At 68.7% G+C, this 23815-nt stretch carries 32 protein-coding genes, 1 tRNA gene and 1 pseudogene; 9 read left to right on the plus strand and 25 right to left on the minus strand.

Going from position 1 to position 23815, the window contains the following annotated elements; translation table 11 throughout:
• Positions 1-555, plus strand: a 555-nt coding sequence (locus VN378_RS12075) for a superoxide dismutase family protein (protein ID WP_325743828.1), incomplete at its 5' end; no start/stop codon positions are given.
• Here VN378_RS12075 and VN378_RS12080 read toward each other — a convergent pair.
• Positions 552-1109 (minus strand): hypothetical protein, encoded by a 558-nt coding sequence (locus VN378_RS12080; RefSeq protein ID WP_325743829.1) that lies wholly within the window; start codon positions 1107-1109, stop codon positions 552-554. The genes VN378_RS12075 and VN378_RS12080 overlap by 4 nt on opposite strands.
• A 45-nt stretch (positions 1110-1154) precedes the next feature.
• Between VN378_RS12080 and VN378_RS12085 the strand changes: the two genes are divergently transcribed.
• The 3 genes from VN378_RS12085 to VN378_RS12095 all read left to right on the plus strand — a co-directional run bounded on the left by VN378_RS12085 (position 1155) and on the right by VN378_RS12095 (position 2064).
• Positions 1155-1562 carry a DUF5990 family protein gene (locus VN378_RS12085; RefSeq protein WP_325743830.1) on the plus strand — a complete coding sequence of 136 codons (408 nt, stop codon included), beginning with the start codon at positions 1155-1157 and terminating at the stop codon, positions 1560-1562.
• A 72-nt stretch (positions 1563-1634) separates the two neighbouring features.
• Positions 1635-1802, plus strand: coding sequence for a 50S ribosomal protein L33 (rpmG, locus tag VN378_RS12090; protein ID WP_055830646.1), 168 nt, complete (start codon positions 1635-1637; stop codon positions 1800-1802).
• A 76-nt stretch (positions 1803-1878) separates the two neighbouring features.
• Positions 1879-2064 (plus strand): hypothetical protein, encoded by a 186-nt coding sequence (locus tag VN378_RS12095; protein ID WP_325743831.1) that lies wholly within the window; start codon positions 1879-1881, stop codon positions 2062-2064.
• 6 nt (positions 2065-2070) lie between these two features.
• On the opposite strand, the gene VN378_RS12100 is transcribed toward VN378_RS12095, so the two are convergent.
• Both VN378_RS12100 and VN378_RS12105 read right to left on the minus strand, forming a co-directional pair.
• On the minus strand, positions 2071-3435 hold the full coding sequence (locus tag VN378_RS12100; protein ID WP_325743832.1) for a PleD family two-component system response regulator: 1365 nt from the start codon (positions 3433-3435) through the stop codon (positions 2071-2073).
• 6 nt (positions 3436-3441) lie between these two features.
• Positions 3442-3807, minus strand: coding sequence for a response regulator (locus VN378_RS12105; protein ID WP_055830736.1), 366 nt, complete (start codon positions 3805-3807; stop codon positions 3442-3444).
• A 117-nt stretch (positions 3808-3924) separates the two neighbouring features.
• Here VN378_RS12105 and VN378_RS12110 point away from each other — a divergent pair, with 117 nt between their 5' ends.
• Together VN378_RS12110 and VN378_RS12115 are read left to right on the plus strand one after the other, a co-directional pair.
• Positions 3925-5175, plus strand: a complete 1251-nt coding sequence (locus tag VN378_RS12110) for a DNA polymerase IV (protein ID WP_325743855.1) — start codon at positions 3925-3927, stop codon at positions 5173-5175.
• A 151-nt stretch (positions 5176-5326) separates the two neighbouring features.
• Positions 5327-6733, plus strand: a complete 1407-nt coding sequence (locus VN378_RS12115; RefSeq protein WP_325743833.1) for an alkaline phosphatase PhoX — start codon at positions 5327-5329, stop codon at positions 6731-6733.
• Here VN378_RS12115 and VN378_RS12120 read toward each other — a convergent pair.
• On the minus strand, positions 6702-7769 hold the full coding sequence (locus VN378_RS12120) for a COX15/CtaA family protein (RefSeq protein WP_325743834.1): 1068 nt from the start codon (positions 7767-7769) through the stop codon (positions 6702-6704). The two genes, VN378_RS12115 and VN378_RS12120, sit on opposite strands and share 32 nt — an antisense overlap.
• A 134-nt stretch (positions 7770-7903) precedes the next feature.
• On the opposite strand from VN378_RS12120, the gene VN378_RS12125 reads away from it, so the two are divergent.
• On the plus strand, positions 7904-8155 hold the full coding sequence (locus VN378_RS12125; protein WP_325743835.1) for a transglycosylase: 252 nt from the start codon (positions 7904-7906) through the stop codon (positions 8153-8155).
• A gap of 2 nt (positions 8156-8157) precedes the next feature.
• Complete coding sequence (locus VN378_RS12130) at positions 8158-8364, plus strand: DUF2842 domain-containing protein (protein WP_325743836.1); 207 nt, start codon at positions 8158-8160, stop codon at positions 8362-8364.
• Between the two features lie 65 nt (positions 8365-8429).
• Here VN378_RS12130 and VN378_RS12135 read toward each other — a convergent pair.
• The 7 genes from VN378_RS12135 to VN378_RS12165 form a co-directional block, all read right to left on the minus strand.
• Positions 8430-8506, minus strand: a tRNA-Pro gene (locus VN378_RS12135).
• 54 nt (positions 8507-8560) lie between these two features.
• Positions 8561-8986: a MerR family transcriptional regulator gene (locus VN378_RS12140; protein ID WP_325743837.1), complete on the minus strand. Its 426-nt coding sequence runs from the start codon at positions 8984-8986 to the stop codon at positions 8561-8563.
• Between the two features lie 5 nt (positions 8987-8991).
• On the minus strand, positions 8992-9300 hold the full coding sequence (locus VN378_RS12145) for an integration host factor subunit alpha (protein ID WP_056614459.1): 309 nt from the start codon (positions 9298-9300) through the stop codon (positions 8992-8994).
• Between the two features lie 75 nt (positions 9301-9375).
• Positions 9376-10353: a beta-ketoacyl-ACP synthase III gene (locus VN378_RS12150; RefSeq protein WP_325743838.1), complete on the minus strand. Its 978-nt coding sequence runs from the start codon at positions 10351-10353 to the stop codon at positions 9376-9378.
• On the minus strand, positions 10350-11396 hold the full coding sequence (plsX, locus tag VN378_RS12155) for a phosphate acyltransferase PlsX (protein WP_414642245.1): 1047 nt from the start codon (positions 11394-11396) through the stop codon (positions 10350-10352). The genes VN378_RS12150 and plsX overlap by 4 nt, the downstream gene beginning before the upstream one ends.
• Before the next feature lie 126 nt (positions 11397-11522).
• Positions 11523-12035, minus strand: a complete 513-nt coding sequence (locus tag VN378_RS12160) for a DUF177 domain-containing protein (protein ID WP_325743840.1) — start codon at positions 12033-12035, stop codon at positions 11523-11525.
• Complete coding sequence (locus tag VN378_RS12165) at positions 12032-12565, minus strand: ubiquinol-cytochrome C chaperone family protein (protein WP_325743841.1); 534 nt, start codon at positions 12563-12565, stop codon at positions 12032-12034. Before VN378_RS12165 ends, VN378_RS12160 begins: the two co-directional genes overlap by 4 nt.
• A gap of 83 nt (positions 12566-12648) precedes the next feature.
• Here VN378_RS12165 and VN378_RS12170 point away from each other — a divergent pair, with 83 nt between their 5' ends.
• Positions 12649-13125, plus strand: a complete 477-nt coding sequence (locus VN378_RS12170) for an outer membrane protein assembly factor BamE (protein ID WP_325743842.1) — start codon at positions 12649-12651, stop codon at positions 13123-13125.
• Between the two features lie 105 nt (positions 13126-13230).
• Here VN378_RS12170 and VN378_RS12175 read toward each other — a convergent pair whose 3' ends face one another.
• The 14 genes and pseudogenes from VN378_RS12175 to VN378_RS12240 all read right to left on the minus strand — a co-directional run.
• On the minus strand, positions 13231-15378 hold the full coding sequence (locus VN378_RS12175) for a sodium-translocating pyrophosphatase (RefSeq protein WP_325743843.1): 2148 nt from the start codon (positions 15376-15378) through the stop codon (positions 13231-13233).
• 177 nt (positions 15379-15555) lie between these two features.
• Positions 15556-15981, minus strand: coding sequence for a hypothetical protein (locus VN378_RS12180; RefSeq protein ID WP_325743844.1), 426 nt, complete (start codon positions 15979-15981; stop codon positions 15556-15558).
• A 37-nt stretch (positions 15982-16018) separates the two neighbouring features.
• Positions 16019-17008 (minus strand): thiamine-phosphate kinase, encoded by a 990-nt coding sequence (gene thiL, locus VN378_RS12185; RefSeq protein WP_325743845.1) that lies wholly within the window; start codon positions 17006-17008, stop codon positions 16019-16021.
• A gap of 7 nt (positions 17009-17015) precedes the next feature.
• Entirely contained in the window at positions 17016-17546 is a 531-nt protein-coding gene (gene nusB, locus VN378_RS12190) for a transcription antitermination factor NusB (protein ID WP_325743846.1), read from the minus strand.
• Entirely contained in the window at positions 17543-18007 is a 465-nt protein-coding gene (gene ribH, locus VN378_RS12195) for a 6,7-dimethyl-8-ribityllumazine synthase (protein ID WP_325743856.1), read from the minus strand. The genes nusB and ribH overlap by 4 nt, the downstream gene beginning before the upstream one ends.
• On the minus strand, positions 18001-19134 hold the full coding sequence (ribB, locus tag VN378_RS12200; RefSeq protein ID WP_325743847.1) for a 3,4-dihydroxy-2-butanone-4-phosphate synthase: 1134 nt from the start codon (positions 19132-19134) through the stop codon (positions 18001-18003). The genes ribH and ribB overlap by 7 nt, the downstream gene beginning before the upstream one ends.
• On the minus strand, positions 19134-19724 hold the full coding sequence (locus VN378_RS12205) for a riboflavin synthase (protein ID WP_325743848.1): 591 nt from the start codon (positions 19722-19724) through the stop codon (positions 19134-19136). The genes ribB and VN378_RS12205 overlap by 1 nt, the downstream gene beginning before the upstream one ends.
• Positions 19724-20365 carry a RibD family protein gene (locus tag VN378_RS12210; RefSeq protein ID WP_325743849.1) on the minus strand — a complete coding sequence of 214 codons (642 nt, stop codon included), beginning with the start codon at positions 20363-20365 and terminating at the stop codon, positions 19724-19726. Before VN378_RS12210 ends, VN378_RS12205 begins: the two co-directional genes overlap by 1 nt.
• Complete coding sequence (gene nrdR / locus VN378_RS12215; RefSeq protein ID WP_325743850.1) at positions 20365-20823, minus strand: transcriptional regulator NrdR; 459 nt, start codon at positions 20821-20823, stop codon at positions 20365-20367. The genes VN378_RS12210 and nrdR overlap by 1 nt, the downstream gene beginning before the upstream one ends.
• Positions 20824-20830: 7 nt before the next feature.
• Positions 20831-22114 carry a serine hydroxymethyltransferase gene (gene glyA, locus VN378_RS12220; RefSeq protein ID WP_325743851.1) on the minus strand — a complete coding sequence of 428 codons (1284 nt, stop codon included), beginning with the start codon at positions 22112-22114 and terminating at the stop codon, positions 20831-20833.
• Between the two features lie 105 nt (positions 22115-22219).
• Entirely contained in the window at positions 22220-22618 is a 399-nt protein-coding gene (locus tag VN378_RS12225) for an aldehyde-activating protein (protein WP_325743852.1), read from the minus strand.
• An 86-nt stretch (positions 22619-22704) separates the two neighbouring features.
• Positions 22705-22887: a DUF6898 family protein gene (locus VN378_RS12230; RefSeq protein ID WP_325743853.1), complete on the minus strand. Its 183-nt coding sequence runs from the start codon at positions 22885-22887 to the stop codon at positions 22705-22707.
• Between the two features lie 22 nt (positions 22888-22909).
• Positions 22910-23602 (minus strand): class I SAM-dependent methyltransferase, encoded by a 693-nt coding sequence (locus VN378_RS12235; RefSeq protein ID WP_325743854.1) that lies wholly within the window; start codon positions 23600-23602, stop codon positions 22910-22912.
• Positions 23603-23658: 56 nt separating this feature from the next.
• A pseudogene (locus VN378_RS12240) lies at positions 23659-23815 on the minus strand (5-aminolevulinate synthase); the annotation flags it as partial.

Here is a 23815-nt window from a genome sequence, read left to right on the forward strand (position 1 = left end):
GCCCTCGCCGCCCTGCCCCTGATGACCGCCCTGGGGGCCTGCGTCAGCGTGACCGCCACGCACCATACCGACAGCCCCGAACGGGCCGCCATCGGCGATTTCGGCGAGGCGACGCTGGTCGATTCCGCCGGCGCCCGCGTCGGCCGGGCCATCCTGACGCAGGGCGCGACCGGTCTGCTGATCCGGATCGAGGCCGAGGGGCTGACCCCGGGCTGGCACGGCGTCCATATCCACGCGACGGGCCAGTGCGCCGCCCCCTTCACGTCGGCCGGCGGCCACATCAACCATGGAGACCCCAAGGCGCCGCACGGCCTGCTCAATGCCGGGGGACCCGACGACGGCGACCTGCCCAACGTCTTCGCCGACGCTCGCGGCCGCGTGAACGCCGAGGTCTTCACCACCCGCGCCCGCATCGCCCGGAACGGCCCCGGCCAGTGGCTGTGGGACGCCGACGGCTCGGCGCTCGTCATCCACGCCGGCATGGACGACCAGACCAGCCAGCCCATCGGCGGAGCGGGCGACCGCGTGGTCTGCGGCGTGATGGCGGCCGGCTAGTCCGCGACGGGCCGCGTCAGGTCGAACTCGACGCGGAAGTGCCGGTTCGGCCGGCGCAGCTCATAGGCGAAGATTTCCGCAGGCCGGACCTCGACGGCCCAGACATTGGCGTTCGACACCGTGGCGTTGCGGCGGGTGAACAGGTCCTTCGAGAACTGATCCGCCGGAAACTCCTGCCGCGTCGCCGTCCCCGCATCCGTGGTGTCGCCGCCGTACTGGCTCAGTTCGTCCTCGGTCCCGTCCTCGTGCCGGTGATCGTGCTTGAGGCGCACGCCCGAGGCCGTCCGGGTGATCACCCAGGTCCGCGACCGGTTCTCGCCGACCCAAAAGGGAATCCGAACCTCGTTCGCCGAACAGTCCCGCACATGCATCAGCAGCCTCGACCGGACGAAGTCGGCGTCGGCGGCGTCCGTGGTCACGACCCGCCCCTCGAACCTCTGGCCGCACAGGGCCGTCAGCCGGGCGAAGAAGGCGTCCTGCGGCGAAACCGGGGCCGGCGCCGTGGCGCAGGCGGACAAAACGAGGGCGGCGGCGATGACGGCGATCTGTTTCATTTGATCAGCTTGGCACGACCGGTCCGCCTCGCCTAACCTGTCGATATGGCCGAAACCGTGACGCTTCGCCTCACCATCGACGATCCGGTCCCCGGGGTGCGCTACAGCCTCCAGAAGGACGACATGCCGTTCGGGCCGCTCACAGCCGGCGGCGGCCCCATCTCGTTCGAGGCGCCGATCACCTTGCAGCCCGACGGCCGCATGACCGGCCCGTTCGTGCGCCGCGAGGGTCCGACCCGCCGTTTCGTCTACATCCGCATCGGCACGTCGGCCGGCGACCACGCCAGCATCTGGAACCGCCGCGCCAAGATCGACATCCACGACATTCCGGCGGTCCTGCTGACCCCCGGCGCGATTCTGGAGGTCCATCTGCCCGGCCGCGGCAAGGACGGCTCGCCCGCCTGCGCCACCGTCCGGCCCCTCGGCGCGTGGAAGGCCGCAAGTCGTCGTTGACTTCCGGTCGCGCCTGAGTATGTTCCGCGCCTCTTATTTTAGCGGCTTTCGCCGTCGCAGAGGTAATTCCCGATGGCCAAACCGGCTTCCATCAAGATCCGCCTGAACTCCTCGGCCGACACCGGCTTCTTCTACGTCACCAAGAAGAACGCCCGGACCATGACCGAGAAAATGGTCGTCAAGAAATACGATCCCGTCGTGCGCAAGCACGTCGAGTTCAAGGAAGGCAAGATCAAGTAAGGGCCACGCCCTGCTGGATTTGAGAACGCCCGGTGGAAACGCCGGGCGTTTTTCTTTGCCGTGCTAGGATCCGTGGATGACTGATCCGACCGACGCCCCGCCCGCTCCCGAAACGCCCGACGAGAGCCCCGTCCAGCGGGCGCTCCGCCTGAAGCAGGCGGCGATCAATGCGAGAGAGAAGCCGCCCCGGGGCGGCCGTTTCCAGCGCGAACAGGCTGCGCGCATCGCCACAGGCAAGTCCAAGCCCTGGATGAGTCGGTAGCCCCCGTCAGGCCGCCCGCGCGATGACCTGGTTCCGGCCGTGGGCCTTGGCCTCATAGACCCCTTCGTCGGCCCGCTTGAGCAGGGCATCCGGCGTGTCGCCCGCGCCCGTGCTCGCCGCCACGCCCACCGAGACGGTGATCGTCAGCCCCTCGGTCCCGCCCATGATCGGGAAGGGCTGGGCCGCCACGTCGCGCCGGATGCGGTCGGCGACGCGCACGGCGTCTTCCATGCTGGCCCCGGGCATCACCACGACGAACTCTTCCCCGCCCAGCCGGCACGGCAGGTCGATGGCCCGCACGTTCGTCGCCAGCCGCACCGCGAACTCGCGCAGCACCTCGTCGCCGGCGTCGTGGCCGAAGCCGTCGTTGACCAGCTTGAAATGGTCGAGATCCATCATCAACAGGGCCACCGGATCGCCTCCCTGCCCCGCGCGGGCCATCAGCCCCTGCAACTGCCCGGCCATATAGCGGCGGTTGTGCAGCCCGGTCAGGGCGTCTGTGACCGCCATTTCCAGGCTGTAGTCCAGCTTTTCCTTGAGGAAGTCGGCGTAGCGTTTGCGCTTGATCTGGGTCCGCGTCCGCGCCTCCAGCTCTTCGGCGTCCACGGGCCGGGGCAGGATGTCGTTGACCCCCAGCTCCAGCGCCTTCAGCAGGCGCGGCCGGTCGGCCTGGTCGATGACCGCCAGGATCGGCAGCCGGCGCGAGGCCTCGGTCGACCGCACCTGGGCCACGAAGCGCAGGCCGTCGAACTCGGAACTGGAGACGTTGACGATCATCAGATCGACGGGTCCGCGCGCCGCGATCAGCGCGGCCGCCGGATCGGATTCCACCGTCGGCCGGTGCTCGCCGGCCAGATGTTCGACCATCTTGGCGGCCTGACGCGGATTGTCGTCGACGATCAGCACCCGTCCGCCCGATCCGCGCAGACGCCCCGCGCCGTCGGTGTCGACGCCGATCCGGCGGCCGCTCTCCTCGCGCTCGCGCAGTTCGTCGATCACCGACTTCAGCCGGACCAGCGACTTCACCCGGGCGAACAGGACCACGTCGTCGATCGGCTTGGTGACGAAGTCGTCGGCCCCGGCCTCCAGCCCCTTGATCTTGTCCTCGCGCCCGTCCAGCGCCGTCACCAGCACCACGGGGATGTGGCGGGTCACCGGGTCGGCCTTCAGCCGCCGGCAGGTCTCGAACCCGTCCATGCCGGGCATCATGACGTCCAGCAGGATGATGTCGGGCCGCTCGTCCGACGCAATCTGCAGCGCCGTCGCGCCGTCGCAGGCGGTCAGCACCTCATAGTATTCGATCGTCAGCTTCGCCTCGAGCAGGCGGACGTTCGGCTCGACGTCGTCAACAACGAGAATGCGCGCCGTCATCGGTCCCTACCCCAGATGTTTCCGAACCACGTCGAGGAAGTGCATCACCGAGATCGGCTTGGAGATGTAGGCCTCGCACCCGCCCTGGCGGATGCGCTCCTCGTCGCCCTTCATGGCGAAGGCGGTGACGGCGACGACGGGAATGTGGCTCAGCTCCTCGTCGTCCTTGAGCCATTTGGTGACTTCCAGGCCGCTGATTTCCGGCAGCTGGATGTCCATCAGGATCAGGTCGGGCTTGTGCAGGCGCGCCAGGGCCAGGGCCTGGAGACCCTCGCGGGTCTGCAGGGTCTCGTAGCCCTGGGAATCGAGCAGATCATGAAAGAGCTTCATGTTCAGCTCGTTATCCTCGACGATGAGGACTTTCTTGGACATCATCACCTGGCCTGTCGCCTCATGGAGTGCGGCTGCACGGAGGCTTGTCGCCTTCTTCGTGCACTGTGACCTCACGGGTCTTAAGTTGGGGTGAAGCGACTTTCCGGGGCCCCGACCGTGCCGATCCGCGCCATCTGCCGCGACTGCCTGTGGACCGGCGACCGCAAGGTCGACCGGTGCGAGGCCTGCGATTCGCGCCGCGTGGTCTGCCATGACGAGCTGGACCGGCTGACCATCGCCCATCTGGACTGCGACGCCTTCTACGCCTCGGTGGAGAAGCGCGACCGGCCCGAACTGCGCGACCGGCCTGTGATCGTCGGCGGCGGCAAGCGCGGCGTGGTCTCGACCTGCTGCTACGTCGCCCGCCAGTACGGGGTCCATTCGGCCATGCCCATGTTCAAGGCGCTGAAGGCCTGCCCCGAAGCCGTCGTCATCAAGCCGGACTTCCGCAAATATGTCGCCGCCAGCGAGGCCATCTTCGGCGCGGTCGGCAAGCTCACGCCCCTGGTCCAGACCCTGTCGCTCGACGAGGCCTGGATCGGCCTGGCCGGCACCGAGCGGCTGAACGGCGGCCCGCCCGCCTGGCAGCTGATTCGCCTGCAGAAACAGATTGAGCAGGACACCGGCCTGACCGTCTCGATCGGCCTCGCCCCCAACCGCTTCCTCGCCAAGGTGGCGTCTGAGCTCGACAAGCCGCGCGGGTTTTCGGTTCTGGGTTCCGAGGCGAAGGATGTCCTGGCCCCCCGCCCCATCCGCATCCTGCCCGGCGTCGGCCCGGTCTTCGCCAGGACCCTGAACAGCGACGGCTTCGCCACCGTCGGCGATCTCGCCGCCGCCGATGTGCGCGATCTCGTCAAACGCTATGGCGAGACCGGCCTGCGCCTGCACGACCTCGCCCACGGCCGCGACGCCCGGCTCGTCAATCCAACGCACGACCGCAAGGGCATGAGCGCCGAAACCACCTTCAACGAGGACCTGACCTCGGCCGAGGACCTCGAAGGCGAACTCTGGCCCCTGTGCGAGAAACTGGCGTCCAAGGCCCGTCGCGACGGCGTGGCCAGCCGGGTGCTGGTGCTGAAACTGCGCCGAACGGACTTCAGGATCGTCACCCGCCGCATCTCCTTGCCCGAACCCGTCCAGACGGCCCGCGCCCTGTTCGCCGCCGGCCGCGCCCTGATGGCTCCCGAACTGGGCCGCCCCTACCGCCTGATCGGAATCGGCATGGGCGAGGTCGTCGACGCCGTCGACGTCCCCGCCCTGTTCGAGACGCCCGAGACCCGGGCCCTGAAGACCGAAACCGCCATCGACGCCCTGCGGGCGAAATTCGGCGCGAAGGCCGTGGTGGCGGGGCGGGCGTTGAAGGAGTGAGCGCCTGGGCGCTCGGAGCTTCCTGTCCCCTCCCCATTCGCTTCGCGAACAGGGAGGAGACGGCCAACGCTCCACTCGTCCGCCGTCACAGAACCATGATGACCGCGACGCCCGGCCCCGCCATAAGCGTCGCCATCAACCCGGAGTGTCCATGCGCCCCCATCGTCGTGATCTGATCGCCGGCTCGGCCGCCGCCTTCGCCTTCACCGGCCTGGCCCGCAATGTTCAGGCCCAGGCCGGCGGGGAGACCTACGTCAACCAGGTCGCCGGTTACGGCCCGCTGATCCGCGATCCGAACCGCCTGCTCGACCTGCCCGAGGGCTTTTCCTACCAAGTCATCTCCCAGGCGGGCGACACCATGGACGACGGCTTGTTCGTGTCGGGCCAGTTCGACGGCATGGGCTGTTTCCCGCTGGACGGCCCGCGCGTCGCCCTCGTCCGCAACCATGAACTGGGCAGCTCCGGCGGCCTGCACCGGAACCTCGGGCCCGGCGGCTTCCATCAGGAGCGCCTCGGCCTGCTGGATCCCGCCCGGGGCTATGACACCTACAAGGACGGCCGCCCCCTGCCCGGCGGTACGACGACCCTCATCTATGACCTCGAGACCCGGCGCACGGTGCGCCAGTTCCTCTCGCTCTCGGGCACCAGCACCAACTGCTGCGGCGGCCAGACCCCATGGGGCAGCTGGCTGACCTGCGAGGAGACCGAGGCTGCGCCTGCTGACGCCGATGTCGTCCGGGAGCACGGCTATGTCTTCGAGGTGCCCGCCGCCGCCACCGGTCTGGTCGCCCCCGTCCCGCTCAAGGCCATGGGCCGTTTCGAGCATGAGGCGGTCTGCGTCGATCCCCGCACCGGCATCGTCTATCTGACCGAGGACAAGGCCGACGGCCTGTTCTACCGCTTCATCCCCACGACACCCGGCAAGCTGATCGAGGGCGGCCGGCTTCAGGCCATGGCTTTCCGCGACGCCCGCGGCTCGGATTCCTCGAACAACGAGACCCGCATCTGGTCCGTCGGCGACTGGCGCGAAGTGGTCTGGATCGACATGGAAGACGTCGAAAGCCCCGCGGGAGACCTGCGCCGGCGCGGCCACGCCGCCGGCGCGACCACGGTGGCGCGCGGGGAAGGCGTTTTCTGGGGCGACGGCGAACTCTATCTGACCGCCACCTCGGGCGGCCCCATCAAGCGCGGCCAGATCCTGCGCTACGTCCCGTCCCGCGACGAGGGCGAACGCGGCGAGACGCGCCGTCCCGGCCGGCTCCAGCTGTTCGTCGAAAGCACCGACGAAAAGACCCTCAACATGGGCGACAATCTGTGCGTCGCGCCCTGGGGTCATCTGGTCGTCTGTGAGGACAACTATTCCGCCGACATCCGCAATCATGTGAAGGGCGTGACGCCGGACGGAAAGCTCTACACGATCGCCCGCAACGTCTTCACCGGCAACTCCGAGTTCGCCGGGGCCGTGTTCTCGCCGGATGGCCAGGTCCTGTTCGTCAACATCCAGTACCCCGGGGTCACCTTCGCGATCAGAGGCCCCTGGACCTCGGTCCGGACGTAAACAGCCGCGCCTGCGAGCGCCGCACCAGCCACAGGTTCACCGTCGTCGCCGTCAGCGCCAGCACCGCCCCGGCCTGATGCAGGGCCCCCAGCCACAACGGCACGGCGTGGATCAGGGTGACGATCCCCAGCAGCGCCTGCAGCCACAGGACAGCCGCAACCGCAAAGGCAGAGACGCCCAGCCCCTCGGCCAGCCGCCAGCGCCAGGCCTGCACCGCATAGACCGTGCCGCCGATCAGCAGGGCGTAGGCCCAGATCCGGTGATTGAACTGCACCAGCGCCTGGTCGTGCAGGAAGGCCAACGCTCCCTTGCCCCAGTCCACCGGCGCGAGGACGGCGCCGTTCATCATCGGCCAGTCGGTATAGACGAAGCCGGCCTTCGCTCCCGCCACAAGCCCGCCCAGCAGGCATTGCACGAAGACGGCCCCAAGCAGGACGGCGGAGCCCCGGCTCCATCCCTGGGGCGACCGCGCATGCGATTCGCCGTTCCAGGCCTCCAGCCCCGTCCAGATCAGCCCCATGAAGATCAGCAGGGCCAGACCCAGATGGGTCGCCAATCGCTCGGGCGCGACATCGACCCGCTCGGAAAGACCGCTGGACACCATCCACCAGCCGATGAAGCCCTGCAGCCCGCCCAGCGCCAACAGCACGGCGCAACGCACGGTCAGCCGCCGCGGCAGCTTGCGCAGGATCAGAAACACGACGAACGGCAGGAAGAAGACCGCGCCGATCAGCCGGCCCAGCAGGCGGTGCGCCCACTCCCACCAGAAGATGCCCTGGAACTCGCCCATGCTCATGCCGGCGTTGACCTGGGCGTATTGCGGAATGGCGCGGTATTTCTCGAAGGCGGCGTTCCAGTCCGCCGCGTTCATAGGCGGCAAGGCCCCCATGATCGGCTTCCACTCGGTGATCGACAGGCCTGACCCGGTCAGCCGCGTCACGCCTCCGACCACCACCATGGCGAACACCAGCACGGCGCAGGCGAACAGCCAGACGGCGACGGCCCGGCTCTGATCGCTCCCGATGAAACGCTTCATTCGACGCCCGCCGTCCCGACCGTTACAGTGCCGGCGCGTCACTGGTCCGACGCCGGACTGAGCGGTATGCCCGCCCGGTGCGGCGAGATCGAGTCGCTTTTCGGCGTCGCATCGCCGCAAGTCAGGAGAGGCCGTTGCAGTACGCCGACATCGCCATCGCCGTTCTGGGGGCTTTCGCCCTGGCCTGGCTGGCCGACCTGTTCACCGGCCGCCGCGGCCTGTTCGCAACCTCGCTGGTCTCGGGCGTCGCCGCCATCGCCGGCTGGTTCCTGGCCATCCGCGTCTTCGCCATCGGCACGATGGACGAGTGGGACTGGGTCGTCTGGTCGCTGGCCGCCTCGGCCCTGGCCCTGGGGGGATTTTTCCTGTTCCGGAGCAAGCGCTGACCATGGGTCCGCGGACGCGCCGCTTCGTCGCCATGCTGGGCGTCCTCGTCTTCCTCGCCGTCTGGATCTGGGGCGCGATCGCCATCCGCGGCCTGCTGCCCGCGTCGCCCCTGATCGACCTGCTGGTCTACGCCGTCGCCGGGATCGGCTGGGGCGTGCCGCTGTATCCGCTGTTCCGCTGGGCCGAGGGCGGCGCCGGGAAGAAATAGCGGCCGAATTGCGAAGGGGCCGTCCTGAGACGACCCCTTCAACCAACCGATTTTCGCAAGGAAAATGGTCGGAGCGACAGGATTCGAACCTGCGACCCCTTGACCCCCAGTCAAGTGCGCTACCAGGCTGCGCCACGCTCCGAGAGGCGCTCCCTATAGACGGGGTTCGCGGCGTCGCAAACCGAAAAAGCAGCCCTCAGGCGCTTCTCGACAGGACGGCTTCCAGCCGGGCCCGTGCGCCTTCCAGTTCGGCCAGCACCTGACGCAGGCGGATGGACGACGGACCGCCGGCGTTCGGGGCGGAAACCGCCGCGGGCGCGGCCCCCTCCGGCTCGAACGTCACCGTCCCCTCCGGGTCGCCATAGTGGGCCAGGCGCTTCAGCCCCTGCTCCTTGTGCAGCCGCTGCACGCCTTTGATGGTGAGGCCTTCCTCATGCAGCAGCCGTTTGACGGCCTTCAGCACGACGATGTCCTGCGGTCGGTAGAAGCGCCGCCCCCCGGCCCGCTTCAGCGGCGTCAGGAACGGGAATTTGGTCTCCCAGAAGCGCAGCACATGCTGCGGCGCGCCAACCTCGTCAGAGGCTTCTGAAATGGTCCGGAAGGCGTTGGGGCTCTTGGCCACGGGCGTCAGGCGGGCACGACTGCGTCGTGAACCCGGCCCTTCATGATCTGCGAGGCCCGGAAGCTGATGACCCGGCGCGGATGGATCGCCGCAGGCTGGCCCGTCTTGGGATTGCGGCCCATGCGGGCGCGCTTCTCGCGCACCTGGAAGACGCCGAAGCCCGACAGCTTCACGGTTTCGCCGCGCTCGAGCGACTCGATGATCAGCTCCAGCGTGCGCTCGACCAGCGACGAGCATTCCTGTCGGGACAGTCCGACCTCCTCATGCACCGCTTCACACAGGTCCGCGCGTGTCAGGGTCTGGTGTTCGGCCAAGGTCCGCTCCCCTCCAAAGGTCGGTCGCCGACATAAAAGGGCAAGCGTCGTCAAATGGAAAGCCGGAAATACGCCTTACAAACGAAAGGCGCAGGCGCCCCATGTCAGACCGCCGCCCATGGCCTCCAGCAGAACCAGATCGCCACGCTTGATGCGTCCGTCCCGGATGGCGGCGTCGAGGGCCAGCGGGATCGAGGCCGCCGAGGTGTTGGCGTGCATGGCCACGGTCGAGATCACCTTGTGCTCGTCAAGCCCCAGCCGGTCGCCGACGCCCTTGATGATGCGCTGGTTGGCCTGGTGCGGGACGAACCAGTCGACATCTGCGACCTCGATGTCCGAGGCGGCGCAGGCGGCGGTGATGGCCTCGGCGATATTGACCACGGCGTGCCGGAACACCTGGTTGCCCGCCATGCGCAGATGGCCGACCGTGCCGGTCGTGGCCGGGCCGCCATCGACGTAGAGGAGGTCGGTCTTGGTCCCGTCGCACCGCAGGGCGAAGCCCAGCAGCCCCTGATCGGCCTTGGTCCCCTGCCCTTCGCGCGGTTCGACGACGACCGCGCCGGCCCCGTCGCCGAACAGGACGCAGGTCGATCGGTCGCTCCAGTCCATCAGCCGGGTCATCTCTTCGGCGCCGATGACCAGCGCGCATTTCGCCATGCCCCGGGCGACGAAGCCGTCTGCGACGCTCAGGGCGTAGATGAAGCCCGAACACACAGCCTGGACGTCGAAGGCGATGCAGGTAGGCGCGCCCAGCTTGCGCTGCACGATCGAGGCGACCGACGGAAAGGTCATGTCGGGCGTGGTCGTGGCGACGATGATCATATCGACCTCGCCGGCCGTCCGACCGGCGTCGATCAGGGCCTTTTTCGCCGCCTCGACCGCCAGATCGCTGGTCGGCTGGTCGTCGCGGGCCTTGTGGCGCTGACGGATGCCCGTCCGCTCGACGATCCATTCATCGGAGGTGTCGACGGTCTTCGCCAGATCGGCGTTGGTGACGACCTGTTCCGGCAGAAAGGAGCCGACGCCGGTCACGGCGCTGCGAATGACGCTCACTGGGGAGTCTCCATGGCCGGTTCCGCCGGAGCGGCGAGCGGCTGTTCGAGCACGGCGGTCAGGCGATTGAAGCTCTCGCTGACCTTGATCAGATAGTCGCTGCGGCCCAGTTCGACGGCCACCCGGATGGCGGCGCCGAAGCCGCCCGGCGTCGCCCCGCCGTGGCTTTTCACCACAATGCCGTTCAGGCCCAGCAGAGGCCCGCCGTTGTTGGCGTTCGGGTCGATTTTCTGGCTCATGCGCTTCAGCGCCGGCATGGCCAGCAGCGCGCCCAGCTTCGACAGAAGGCTGGAGGTCAGGGCCTCCTTCATCAGCCCGGCGATGAATTTGGCCACGCCTTCGGCCGTCTTGAGCGCGATATTGCCGGTGAAGCCGTCGGTCACGACCACGTCCACCGTGCCCTTGGCGATGTCCGTGCCCTCGACGAAGCCGAAATAATCCAGTCCGAAGCCGCCCTCACGCAGCAGACGCGCCGCCTCGCGCACCTCCTCGTGGCCCTTCATGTCCTCGGAGCCGACGTTCAGAATGCCGATGGTCGGTCTGGCGATGCTGTGAACGGCGGTCATGAAGGCCTCGCCCATGATGGCGAATTCGACCAGCTGGGCCGCGTCGCTCTCGACATTGGCGCCGACGTCGAGCACGGCCGTGACGCCTTTCGGCGTTGGCCAGCCGGCCACGATGGCCGGCCGCTCCAGCCCGGGCGCCGACATCCGCAGCAGCAGTTTCGAGATGGCCATCAGGGCGCCGGTGTTGCCCGCCGACACGACCGCCCCGGCTTCGCCCGACTTGACCGCCTCGATGGCGTTCCAGAGGCTGGAGCCCTTGCCGCGGCGCATGGCCTGGGCCGGCTTTTCGTCCATGGCCACGATCTTGTCGGTGTGGCGGACGACGCAGACATCCTCGGTCAGCGCGCATTTCGCCATCTCGGCCCGGATCGCCGTCTCGTCGCCATGCAGCAGAAAGCGGACGCCCTCGCCGCCGTGGCGTTTGCAGTAGTCTCGGACACCGCCGACCACGACCGATGGACCGTGGTCTCCGCCCATGGCGTCGAGCGAAATCAGGATCGGGGATGACAAGCCGTTTCGACTCCGTCGCGCCGTCGGTGCGGCGCTTGTCAGTAAGGCGACGATAGCGCCGCAGCGGGGGGATGCAACCGCGCCGCCGCTGCGTCAACCTTCGTCGGCGGGCCGAAGTTGCTTAAGCACCGCGAAGGGCGAGATTTCGGCGGGTTCCGGCGGCTGGACGAACTCGGCGCCGGGCTTGCGGGGGAACGGGTCGAGCCGCAAGGCCAGCTGTTCGACCGCATACTGGCCCAGGTCGACCTGGCCGTCCTCGATCAGGTCCGGCGATTCGTCGTCCATGGTGATGATGATCTCGTCGGAATCCTCGTCCACAGCCTCCGCGAGGGACACGGAGAACGGCGCGTCGATCTCGACCGGCAGCGGTTCCAGGGTGATGCCGCAGGTTTGGGCCAGACTGGCCCGGACCCGGCCGGACAGCCGCCAGCCCGCGTCGGTGGGGGCCAGGTTCATCTCGGCCGTGAAGGAATCGAGCGAGGCCAGATCCAGCGCCTTTGCGATCCGCGCCCGGGCCGCTGCGTCGGGTTCCAGCGTCTTTTTCACGCCGCCGGGGACCTGGTGCAGGCGAACCGGCTCGCTGTAGGGAAGGCTCGGAACCGTCATTTCGCTGTCTCCGCCCAGTCGGGGCCCGCCACGACCGCATCGAAATCCTGCGCCGCCAGACGGGCCCGGCTGGCCAGCGCATAGTCGGCGAGCCGGGCGCCCGTCGCCGCCTCGTCGCTCTCGTAGATGTTACGCGCCAGGCCGGCCGACAAGGCCGCGGCGTCGCCCCCCCGCAGCGGCGTCTCATACGCCGTCATGCGGCCGTACAGGGCCTCGCCCAGTTTGCGCATCTTCTTGCCCACCGAGATGTCGCCGACACCCAGTTCGCGAAGAGCGTGGTCGAGAGCCGAAACGTAGGTGTCGAACAGGTCCTGGCCGGCCTGCGTCCCGCGCTCGCCCTCGTCGCGCAGGCGCATGACCAGAAGCAGAACATGCAGGGTGTAGAGCTCGAACCGCGCATCGATACGGTCGGCGACGCCGAGCCGGGTATAGAAGTCCGGTGCGCGAGCCTGGCGCACCGCCAGTTCATACAGCGGCTCGCCCAGACGCTCTCGGGGACGGGTTCGGAACAGATTCTGAAGCATGATCATGCGGCCCCTTTTCCGCCGCGCCGTTGAACTAAGGCTCGGGTCCGGTTAGGTCAAAGACCTTGTTGAAGTCGCAGGCGCCGCAAATGCTCCGTTCCAAGCTCCTTATCGCCGCCCTGTCGGCCGCAGCCATGACGGCGGCATGCGCCCCCGTGGTCGGCCAGAACGGCTTCCAGGCCATCGACGCCAAGCCGACGGACATCGTCGCCGGGACCGACACCAAGCAGACGGTGCTGACCAAACTGGGCACGCCGTCGACGACCTCCACCTTCGAGCGCGACAACGTCTGGTACTACATCAGCCAGGTGACCGAGAAATACACCTACAACCGCGCCCAGGTGACCCAGCGGTCCGTGACCGAGATCACCTTCAACGACGCCGGCCAGGTGTCGGCGGTGAACTCCCTCGGTCTCGAGGACGGCCAGGTCATCGCCATGAACGGCCGCGAGACGCCGACCCGCGGACGCCAGCTGACGATCCTGGAGCAACTGCTGGGCAACGTCGGCCGCGGCCAGCTGCCTCGTACGGACGAAGACACGCCGGGCCAGCAGCGCCGCGAGTAGGCATCGATCCGACCAGAACGAAGAAGGCCCCGGAGAGCGATCTCCGGGGCCTCTTTCTTTTGGGGATGGCCGGCCCCTCCGGCGAACCGGAGGGGTCGATCAGTTTCAGACGATCTTGCCGCTCGCCAGCACCGCCAGCAGAAGCAGGGCGACGATGTTGGTGATCTTGATCATCGGGTTCACCGCCGGGCCGGAGGTGTCCTTGTAGGGATCCCCGACCGTGTCGCCGGTCACCGCGGCCTTGTGGGCCTCGGAGCCCTTGCCGTGGACGACGCCGTTCTTGTCGGTGAAGCCCTCTTCGATCACCTTCTTGGCGTTGTCCCAGGCGCCGCCGCCCGACGTCATCGAGATGGCGACGAACAGGCCGGTGACGATCACGCCCATCAGCATGGCGCCCAGGGCCGCGAACGCGTCCGCCTTGTCCGACAGGAACAGGATGGCCACGAACAGGACGATCGGCGACAGCACCGGCAGCAGCGACGGCACGATCATCTCGCGGATCGCCGCCTTGGTCAGGATGTCGACGGCCCGGCCGTATTCCGGCTTGACCTCATAGGTCATGATGCCCGGGTTCTCGCGGAACTGGCGGCGGACCTCTTCCACCACCGATTCAGCGGCCCGGCCGACCGCCATCATCGACATGCCGCCGAACAGGAAGGGCAGCAGCCCCCCGAACAGCAGGCCCACGACGACGTAGGGGTTGGTCAGGTCGAAGGCGACCTCGCGCATGTTGGCGAAGAACGGATAGAGGTCCGGGTTCGCCGAGAAATACTGCAGGTCCGACGTATAGGCCGCGAACAGCACCAGGGCGCCGAGGCCGGCCGAACCGATCGCATAGCCCTTGGTCACCGCCTTGGTGGTGTTGCCGACGGCGTCCAGGGCGTCCGTCACATGACGCACGTCCGAGGGCAGGCCCGCCATTTCGGCGATGCCGCCGGCGTTGTCGGTGACCGGGCCGAAGGCGTCCAGCGCCACGATCATCCCCGCCACGCCCAGCATGGTCGTGGTGGCGATGGCGATGCCGAACAGGCCCGCCAGCTGATAGCTGGCGATGATGCCGACGATGATCGTCAGCGCCGGCAGGGCGGTCGATTCCAGCGAAACGGCCAGCCCCTGGATCACGTTCGTGCCGTGGCCCGAGACCGAGGCGTTGGCGACCGAGCGGACCGGACGGAAGTTGGAGCCGGTGTAGTATTCCGTGATCACCACGATCGCCGCGGTGACGCCCAGACCCACGAGGCCGGACCAGAACAGGCTCATCGGCTCGATGACCAGACCGCTGGTCGTCGTGACCGGGCCGGTGACCAGCTGGGTGATCACCCACCAGACCGCGCCGACCGACAGCACGCCGGTGACGATCAGACCCTGGTACAGGGCGCCCATGATGTTCTGGCTCTTGCCCAGACGGACGAAGAAGCTGCCGATGATCGAGGTCACCACGCAGATGGCGCAGATGGCCAGCGGCAGCAGCATCATGGTTTCGACATAGGGCTGGTCGCGGAAGAAGATCGCCGCCAGCACCATGGTGGCGACCGTGGTCACCGCATAGGTCTCGAACAGATCGGCGGCCATGCCGGCGCAGTCGCCGACGTTGTCGCCCACATTGTCGGCGATGGTCGCGGCGTTGCGGGGGTCATCCTCGGGGATGCCGGCCTCGACCTTGCCCACCATGTCGCCGCCCACGTCGGCGCCCTTGGTGAAGATGCCGCCGCCCAGACGGGCGAAGATGGAGATCAGCGAGGCGCCGAAGCCCAGGGCGACCAGGCCATCGATGACCTCGCGGCTGGTGGACTCGAAGCCCGCGCCGGCGGTCAGGAAGGCGTAGTAGCCGGCCACGCCCAGAAGCGCGCCGCCCGCCACGAACATGCCGGTGATGGCGCCCGACCGGAAGGCCAGGTCCAGACCCTTGCCGAGGCTCTCCGACGCGGCCTGCGCCGTACGGACGTTGGCCCGCACCGAGATCAGCATGCCGGCGAATCCGGCCAGGCCCGAAAGCACCGCGCCGATGACGAAGCCGATGGCGGCGTACGGGCCGATCAGCAGATACGCCGCGATCAGGATCACGACGCCGACCATGGCGATGGTGGTGTACTGCCGGCGCAGATAGGCCGAGGCCCCTTCCTGGATCGCCGCGGCGATCTCACGCATCTTGTCGTTGCCGGTGCTGGCCTTCATCAGCGCGGCGGTCTGGACGAGGCCGTAAAGCACTCCCAGCGCGCCTGCGGCGATGACCAGCCACAGATAGTTACTCATGGCGTTTCCAAACCCTGTGTGTTCAGGCGCCCGGTTCCTTGGCGCGGCGGGCGTTATTCGCCTCTGTCCGCCTTCCGGTCCCCCCGTGCGCACCGGACGCGTGTTGCGTCCTTGGGGAATTGCGGCGGAAACGTGCCAAATGCCGGGGGCCGACGCAACAGCGTTGGTGAACGAAGTTCAGCCCGTCTGGACGCCGGTGCGCCGGCGGGGCGCCTGGTTGACGATCTCGATCCGCACGACCGAGCCCCGTCCGGCGATCGCGGCGGCGGAACGCATCAGGCTGGCCGACAGGGCGGCCTCGTCAATCCGGGTCCAGTCGTCCGGCACCAGGAAGGGCGTCCGGTGCCCGGCGCGCACCAGCGCGTCGCGCAGATAGGCCTCCTTGGGGCGCATCGATTCGGGCGTGGCCGACCCGCCCAGATGCAGGCGCAGCGAGACGAAGACATAGTTCCGCAGCCGACCGCCCGCGATGACCGGCAGACCCACGCCCGGCATGCTGATGCTGGCGCCTCCCGGCGCGGGCCGGTCGCCGGCGAGGGCGTGGTTTCCCGCGGCGAGAACCGGCAGGGCGGCGGAGGCGGCGATGAGGTCACGACGGCGCATGGCTTCATACTGGCCGGGACGCCTTGAGATTTCGTTGTCAGCCGTGGGTGAAGCCCGGCTTGTCGAACGTCACCGGCTGGCCCCCGAAGCGGGCCACGACCCCCTGCCCCGCCGCCACGCGGCCGATCCGGGTCAGGCGCAGATGCCGGCGTTCGGCCTCGCGGCGCAGGGCGGCCTCGTCGCGCGCCGCCGCGGTGAAGGCGATCTCATAGTCGTCGCCGCCCGTGACCAATTTGTCCAACGCCGCCTGTTCGTCGACGCGGCCGTCGAACCAGGCCTGGCCCGCCGCCGACAAGGGCACGCTCTCCAGGTCGATCTCGATCCGCACCTGGCCAGCCTCGGCCAGGTGACCCAGGTCGGCGATCAGCCCGTCAGAAACGTCGATGGAGGCGCTGGCCATGTCCCGAACCGGCCCGGCGAAGTCGATGCGCGGCGTCGGGGTGCGATAGTGATCCGACAGGGCTGCGATCCGCTCGGGATCCAGCGAGAGCTTGCCCCGCACCGCCTCGAGCCCAAGCCAGCCGTCGCCGATCGCGCCGGTGACGAACACCATATCGCCGGGCCGGGCGCCGGCGCGGCCTATGGTTCGCCCCTTCGGAATCCAGCCCATCATGGTCATGGAGAAGCTGGCCGGCCCGGGCGTCGCCACCGTATCCCCGCCCAGCAGGGCCACGCCGAACGCCTTCTGGTCGACCCGCAGGCCGTCGCAAAACATCATCCGCTCGGGCCAGCCGCAGCGCTCCGACCAGTGGCAGGCCAACAGATAGCCGAAAGGCTCGGCCCCCTTGGCCGCCAGGTCCGACAGGTTCACCCGCATCAGCTTGCGGGCTACCGTATCGAGCGGGTCCGAGGGCAGGAAATGCACGCCCTCGACGATGGCGTCCTTGGTCAGGACCAGATCGTGGCCGGCGCGTGTCGGCACGACCGCCACGTCGTCCAGCAGGCCGCGGCCCCACACCGGATGGGCGAGGGGCGCGAACAACCGCCGGATGGTCTCGAATTCGCCGGCGACGTCGACCGCGGGCACGGCGGTCTCAGGCTTTTGGCCGGGCGTCTCGCGCCACCCCGTCCAGGGCGGCGTTGACGAATTTGGCCTCTGCGTCGTCGAAAAAGGCCTTGGCCAGCTCGACATATTCGTCGATCACGATCTCGCGCGGCACGTCCTGCCGCTCGCGCAGCTCCCAGGCCCCGGCCCGCAGCAGGGCGCGCAGGGTGGAGTCGAGCCGTTCCATCCGCCAGTTGGACGCCAGCCGCGCCCTGACCGCATCGTCGATGTCGCGCTGGCCGCTGACCACGCCCCGCACGATCCCGGCGAACCAGTCCTCGTCGGCCTCGGCCAGCGGTTCGCCCTCGATGTCGGCGTCGAAGCGGTGGTTCGAAAACTCCGCGATCACGGTCTCCACGCCCTCGCCAGCGAGCTCCATCTGATACAGGGCCTGGACGGCGGCGAGGCGCGCGACGGTGCGCGCGCGGCGTTGACGGCTGGTCAGCTGCGGCTCTGCGCGCTGTTTCTCGGCCTCGGCGAGCTGGGCGAGGACGGACTGGAGGCTGGCGGGTTCGGTCACGCGCCCAGTCCTACGCGCAGCCGCTTGCGCAAGGCAATGAGGTCCAGACAGGCGCGGGCCGCGCCGCCGCCCTTGTCGCCCTCGCTGATACGGGCCCGGGCCCAGGCCTGGTCCTCGTCTTCGGTCGTCAGGATGCCGTTGCCGATGACCACGCCGTTGAGGCCGAGGTTGCGGATGCCCGCCGCCGACTGGTCCGAGACGATCTCGAAATGATAGGTCTCGCCACGGATGACGCAGCCGAGCGCTACGAAGCCGTCATAGCGCGGCGCGGTCGGATAGCGCCCCGCTTCCACCGCCAGGGCGATCGCCGTCGGCACTTCCAGCGCGCCGGGAACGGACACGACGTCGAACTCCACGTCCTGTGCGCGCAGGGCGTCCTTCGCCCCTTCCAGCAGGGCGTCGGCCAGATCGTCATAGAAGCGCGCCTCGACGATGAGGACGCGGATGGGCTCGCTTACGATTGGTCTTCTCCGTCCATGTCGCGCCAGCCGACGATGCGCAGGCCGTAGCCTTCCAGCGCAGCGGGATTGGGGCGGGTCGAGCTCATCACGATCATGTCGCGCACGCCGAGATCCAGCAGGATCTGCGCGCCGACGCCATAGTTGCGGATCGAGCGGTCGACGGCGGTCGGCTTTTCGACCCCCGCCAGCCGTTCGGCCAGGCCATGCAGTTCCGGGTCGCGCAGAAACACCGTGACACCGGCGCCGTTGTGTTCGCTGATCGCCCGCAGGGCGCGGGGCACATAGTCCTGGCGGGCCTCGACGTGGCCGAGCAGGTCGGCGGCGAAATCGACCTGGTGCATGCGGACGAGGGTCGGCGTGCCCGGCTCGATCTTGCCCTTGACCAGGGCGACGTGCTCCACCCCCTCGATGGCGTTGCGATACAGCATCAGCCGGAACGGTCCGCCGTGGACGCTGTCGAACGGCGTATCCATGACCCGCTCGACCATCCGCTCGGTGCGGCGGCGATAGGCGATCAGGTCGGCGATGGTGCCGATCTTCAGCCCGTGCAGCTGGGCGAAGGCGATCAGGTCCGGCATCCGGGCCATGGTGCCGTCTTCGTTCATGATCTCGCAGATGACCCCGGCAGGCGTCAGCCCGGCCATGCGGCTGATGTCGACCGCCGCCTCGGTGTGGCCGGTGCGGACCAGAACCCCGCCGTCGCGCGCCACCAGCGGGAAGACGTGGCCGGGCGAGACGATGTCGTCGGCCCCCCGGGTCGGGTCGGCGGCGACCTGCACCGTGCGGGCGCGGTCGGCGGCGGAGATGCCGGTGGTGACCCCCTCCTTCGCCTCGATCGAGACGGTGAAGGCGGTGCCCATGCTCTCGCGGTTCTCGGCGGCCATCGGCGGCAGGCGCAGCTGGCGGGCGCGATCGGCGGTGATGGCGAGGCAGATCAGGCCGCGCGCGTGGCGGGCCATGAAGTTGATCTGGTCCGGCGTGGCGAACTGGGCCGGAATGATGATGTCGCCCTCGTTCTCGCGATCCTCGGCGTCGACGAGGATGTAGGGCTTGCCGTTGCGGGCGTCCTCGAGGATGTCCTCGATGGGGCTGATCGGGCTGTCGTTCATGTTCGCGGCCAGTTGCATCACGCCGTCTCCTGCCACCGCGCGAGGTATCGCGCCAGCATGTCGATCTCCAGATTGACCGCATCGCCGGCTTTCAGATCGCCCAGCGTCGTGGCCTCCCGGGTGTGGGGAATGATGTTCAGCCCGAACGTGCGGCCCTCGACGGCGTTGACCGTCAGGGACACGCCGTCGACCGTGATCGAGCCCTTGGGGGCGATATAGCGGTGCAGCGGGGCCGGGGCCTCGATGTCGATCCGGTGCGAGCCGCCCTCGGGCGTGACCGAGACGACGCGTCCCAGCCCGTCGACGTGGCCCGAGACCATGTGGCCGCCCATCTCGTCGCCCAGCCTGGCCGCCCGTTCCAGATTGACCCGGCGGCCTTCGGTCCAGTCGCCGAGACTGGTCTTCGACAGGGTCTCGCCCGAGACCTCGACGGCGAACCAGCCGGGGCCCTTCTCGGTGACCGTCAGGCAGCAGCCCGCGTGACTGACCGAGGCGCCCAGGTCGATGCCGGCCGTGTCCCAGCGGGTCTCGATCTCATAGCGCCGGTCGCGCTCGGTCTGCCTGACCGAACGAACGCGGCCGATATCCGTGACAATGCCGGTGAACATCAGAGCCTCTCGTAGCGTTCCCACAGGTCGTCACCGCAAGGCTCGACCGCAAGGCGCCGGAAACGCGGGGCGTCGGCCAGCTTCGCAAGGGCCAGCGCCGCCACGCAGGGCCGCCCCTCCCCGCCCAGCAGGATCGGGGCCCGGAACCACTCCAGCCGATCCACAAGCCCGGCCCGCAAAAAGCTGGCCGCCACCTGTCCGCCGCCCTCGATCAGCACCGACGAGACGCCCCGGCGCTTCAGGGCCGACAGGCTGGCGGCGACCGACGGACGGCCGTGGTCGGCCTCGACGCGCTCGACGACGGCGGTTCCGGTCGGCGCGGGTTCGGCGACGGTCAGGATCAGGCTGTCGCCCTGCGCCACGCGGGCGGTCGGCGGGGTGCGCAGGCGGCTGTCGAGGACGACCCGAAGCGGCTGGTCCACCGGGCGTCCGGGCAGGCGGGCTGTCAGTTCGGGATCGTCGGCCAGCACGGTCTCGACGCCGACCAGAATGGCGTCATGGGCGGCGCGCAGGCGGTGGCCTTCCAGCCGCGCGGCCTCGCCGGTGATCCACCGGCTTTCCCCCGCCCCCGTGGCGATCCGGCCGTCCAGCGATGTGGCCAGCTTCAGGGTGACGCGGATCCTCTGGCCCGGGGGGCGCATCAGTTTTCGTCCAGACCCTCGTCGCCCAGGAACCGGGCGAAATCGCCCGTGTGGCGGAAGTCCTTGTAGACCGAGGCGTAGCGGACGTAGGCGACTTCATCGACCGACTTCAGCGCCTTCATGATGAAGTCGCCGACGGTCGAGGACGGGATCTCGGTCTCGCCGAGGCTTTCCAGCTGGCGGGTGATGCGGCTGACCAGCTGCTCGACCTGTTCGGGCTGCACCGGGCGCTTGCGCAGGGCCACGTTCAGCGACCGCTCCAGCTTGTCGCGGTCGAAGGGCGTGCGGCGGCCGTTGCGCTTGAGGATCATCAGCTCGCGCAGCTGGACCCGTTCGAAGGTGGTGAAACGCCCGCTGCACTGCGGGCAGGACCGGCGGCGACGGATGGCGGCGCCGTCGTCAGACGGACGGCTGTCCTTCACCTGGGTGTCCTGATGTCCGCAGAAAGGGCATTTCATCAGACAGTTATCCGTAAATCGGGAAGCGGCGCGTGAGCTCGCGCACCTCGCCCGCCACGCGTTGCGACACGCCGGCGTCGGCCTCGTCCGCGCCCTTCATCGAGTCCACCACGTCGGCGATCCAGTGGCCGATCTGCTGGAACTCTCCGACGCCGAAGCCGCGGGTGGTGCCGGCCGGGGTCCCCAGGCGGACGCCGGAGGTGACGGTGAACGGCGCGGTGTCGAACGGCACGCCGTTCTTGTTGCAGGTCATCAGGGCGTGTTCGAGGGCGGCCTCCGTGGCCTTGCCGGTCACGCCCTTGGGCCGCAGGTCGACCAGCATCAGATGGCTGTCGGTGCCCCCCGAGACGATGGCCGCGCCGCGCTCGACCAGGACGGCGGCCAGGGCCTGCGCATTGGTCACGACCTGCTTTGCATAGAGTTTGAACTCGGGCTTCAGCGCCTCGCCGAACGCCACCGCCTTGGCGGCGATGACATGCTCCAGCGGCCCGCCCTGCAGGCCCGGGAAAACGGCCGAATTGATCTTCTTGCCCAGCTCGACGTCGTTGGACAGCACCATGCCGCCGCGCGGGCCGCGCAGGGTCTTGTGCGTCGTCGTGGTCACGACATGGGCGTGCGGCAGCGGATCGGGATAGACGCCGCCGGCGATCAGGCCCGCATAGTGGGCCATGTCGACCATCAGGTAGGCCCCCACGCTGTCGGCGATCTCGCGGAATCGCTTGAAATCGATGTGGCGGCTGTAGGCGCTGGCCCCGGCGAGGATCAGCTTCGGCTTCTCCTTCTCGGCCATTTCCGCGACGTGATCATAGTCGATCAGGCAATCGTCCTCGCGCACCTTGTAGGTCACCGGCCGGAACCATTTGCCGGACTGGTTGGCGGGCGAGCCGTGGGTCAGGTGGCCGCCGGCCGCCAGATCCATGCCGAGGAAGGTGTCGCCGGGGGTCAGCAGGGCCTGGAACACCGCCTGGTTGGCCTGGGCGCCCGAGTGCGGCTGGACGTTGGCGAAGGCGCAGCCGAACAGCTGTTTGGCGCGCTCGCGGGCGAGGTTCTCGGTGATGTCGACGTATTCGCAGCCGCCATAGTAGCGCCGCCCCGGATAGCCCTCGGCGTATTTGTTGGTCAGGACCGAACCCTGCGCTTCCAGCACCGCCCTGGAGACGATGTTCTCGGAGGCGATCAGCTCGATCTGCTCCTTCTGCCGGCCCAGTTCGCCCTGGATCCCGCCGAAGATGTCGGGGTCGGCCTCGGCGAGGCTCTTCGAGAAATAGTCGGCGTGGGTGAAGGCGGTCACTCGGGTCCCCGATGCAGGAGTGGCGGTCTGGAAGGCGACCTATCTAGGCTCCTGTTCCGCCGACCACAACATCTGGCGCCCCGGCCGTGCCGCAGGCCGTCCTGTCTACCAGCTGTTCCGCCCGTCGACCGCCGTGACCGGGATCTCCGACAGGTCCAGACCGTCGATCATGTTCAGGTTCACGGCCGCCGTCTGCCGTTCCGGGACCCCCTCCGCCTCCCCCGGCTTCAGCGTGCCGTCGTTGTTGTATTTCGAGGCCCAGTCCGGCGAGAAGCCGTGGGTGTCGCCGCCGCAGGTCCCGCAGAAATGATGCTGGTTCGTGCCCCCGCTGGCCGAATAGACGCGGTCGTCGGTCGCGGTGACGGCCAGATCCTCGGGCGCATAATAGCCCCAGACGGCGCCGGTGCGCTGGCAGTAGCTGCAGTTGCAGGTCTTGGCCGCGGCGGGAGGCCCCGGCAGGGTGATCCGCGTGGATCCGCAGTGGCAGGCGGCGGTCAGGGTCATGTCGGAACTCCGGGTGGCTGGTCTGAGCTGAATATCTTTCACCGATGTCAGGAGCTGTCAGCAGCGTTGGCGCGGGGTCTTTCAGGTCAACGGGCCGCGAGCGCCCGCTTCAATTTGGCGATGGCGATGCGTTCAAGACCCGCGCGCTCGGCCACGGGCCCGATCGCCGAGGCCTCGACGCCGGTGGCGACATGCACGGCGGAGCATTTCAGCCAGGCGCCGTTGCGCACGAACTCGACGATCACCTCTCCGGTCGCGTCCGAACTCATGCCCCCTCCCCCGACGACCGTTTCAGTCCCATGCGGGCATGCCGACCTGGAGGGCGGCCATCTGCTGGCGCGACGGCAGATCGGCCTCGCTCCGCGCCATCACGAACCATCTGAGCGCCGGGTGCGGCCAGGGACAGGCCCGGACGCTCAGCCCCGCCCCGACGGCGAGGGCGGCGATGCGCGCCGGCGAGAAGGCCACGCATTCCGGATAGACCCAGTCCGTCGTGTCGACCGCGGTCTCGGGCCCCAGCAGCCAGTTGGCCACGATCAGCCCGCCCGGCGCGAGGGCGCCGGCGAAGGCGGCCAGCGCCCGGGCGGCCGGACCTTCGCCGGTATGCGAAAACACCGACTGGGCGATGATGAAGTCGAACTGTTCGCCGAACACGTCGGCCCGCCAGTCGCGATTGTCGTCGAAGCGGGGCCGCTTCAGCGTCCGGGCGTCCTGGCCCAGCTCCTGCTCGAACCCGGCCTCGACCAGCCGCGTCTCCGGCTCGACGCCGAAATACCGGTCCGGCAGCAGATAGGGGATGGCCAGCCGGCCGAGCCTCAGCGAGCCGCAGCCGAAATCCAGCAGCCGATGGTGTTCGCGCAGCCCGAGCAGGAACAGCAGGGCGAACTGCGACGCCCCCGCCACGTCATAGCGCTGCGGCTGACCCACGAACGCCCGATGGTGGAACCAGGTCTCCGGCGGCGGCCGGACAGGTCGTTCGCTCATGCCGGCCCCCTTGTCGAGGGCAGGCTAGCCTCGTGGAGAGTCGTTTTCCAGCCGGCTCAGGCCACCGCCGGCATTCGCGCCACGTTGCAGCGGGTCCACAGCCGGTCCATGGCGGCGACGAGGTCGTCCATCATGGCGTCGGTGTGGTTGGGCGAGGGTGTGAAGCGCAGCCGTTCGGTGCCCTTGGGCACGGTGGGATAGTTGATCGGCTGG

The organism is Brevundimonas sp., from assembly GCF_035561115.1.
In the GTDB taxonomy this organism is placed as follows: domain Bacteria; phylum Pseudomonadota; class Alphaproteobacteria; order Caulobacterales; family Caulobacteraceae; genus Brevundimonas.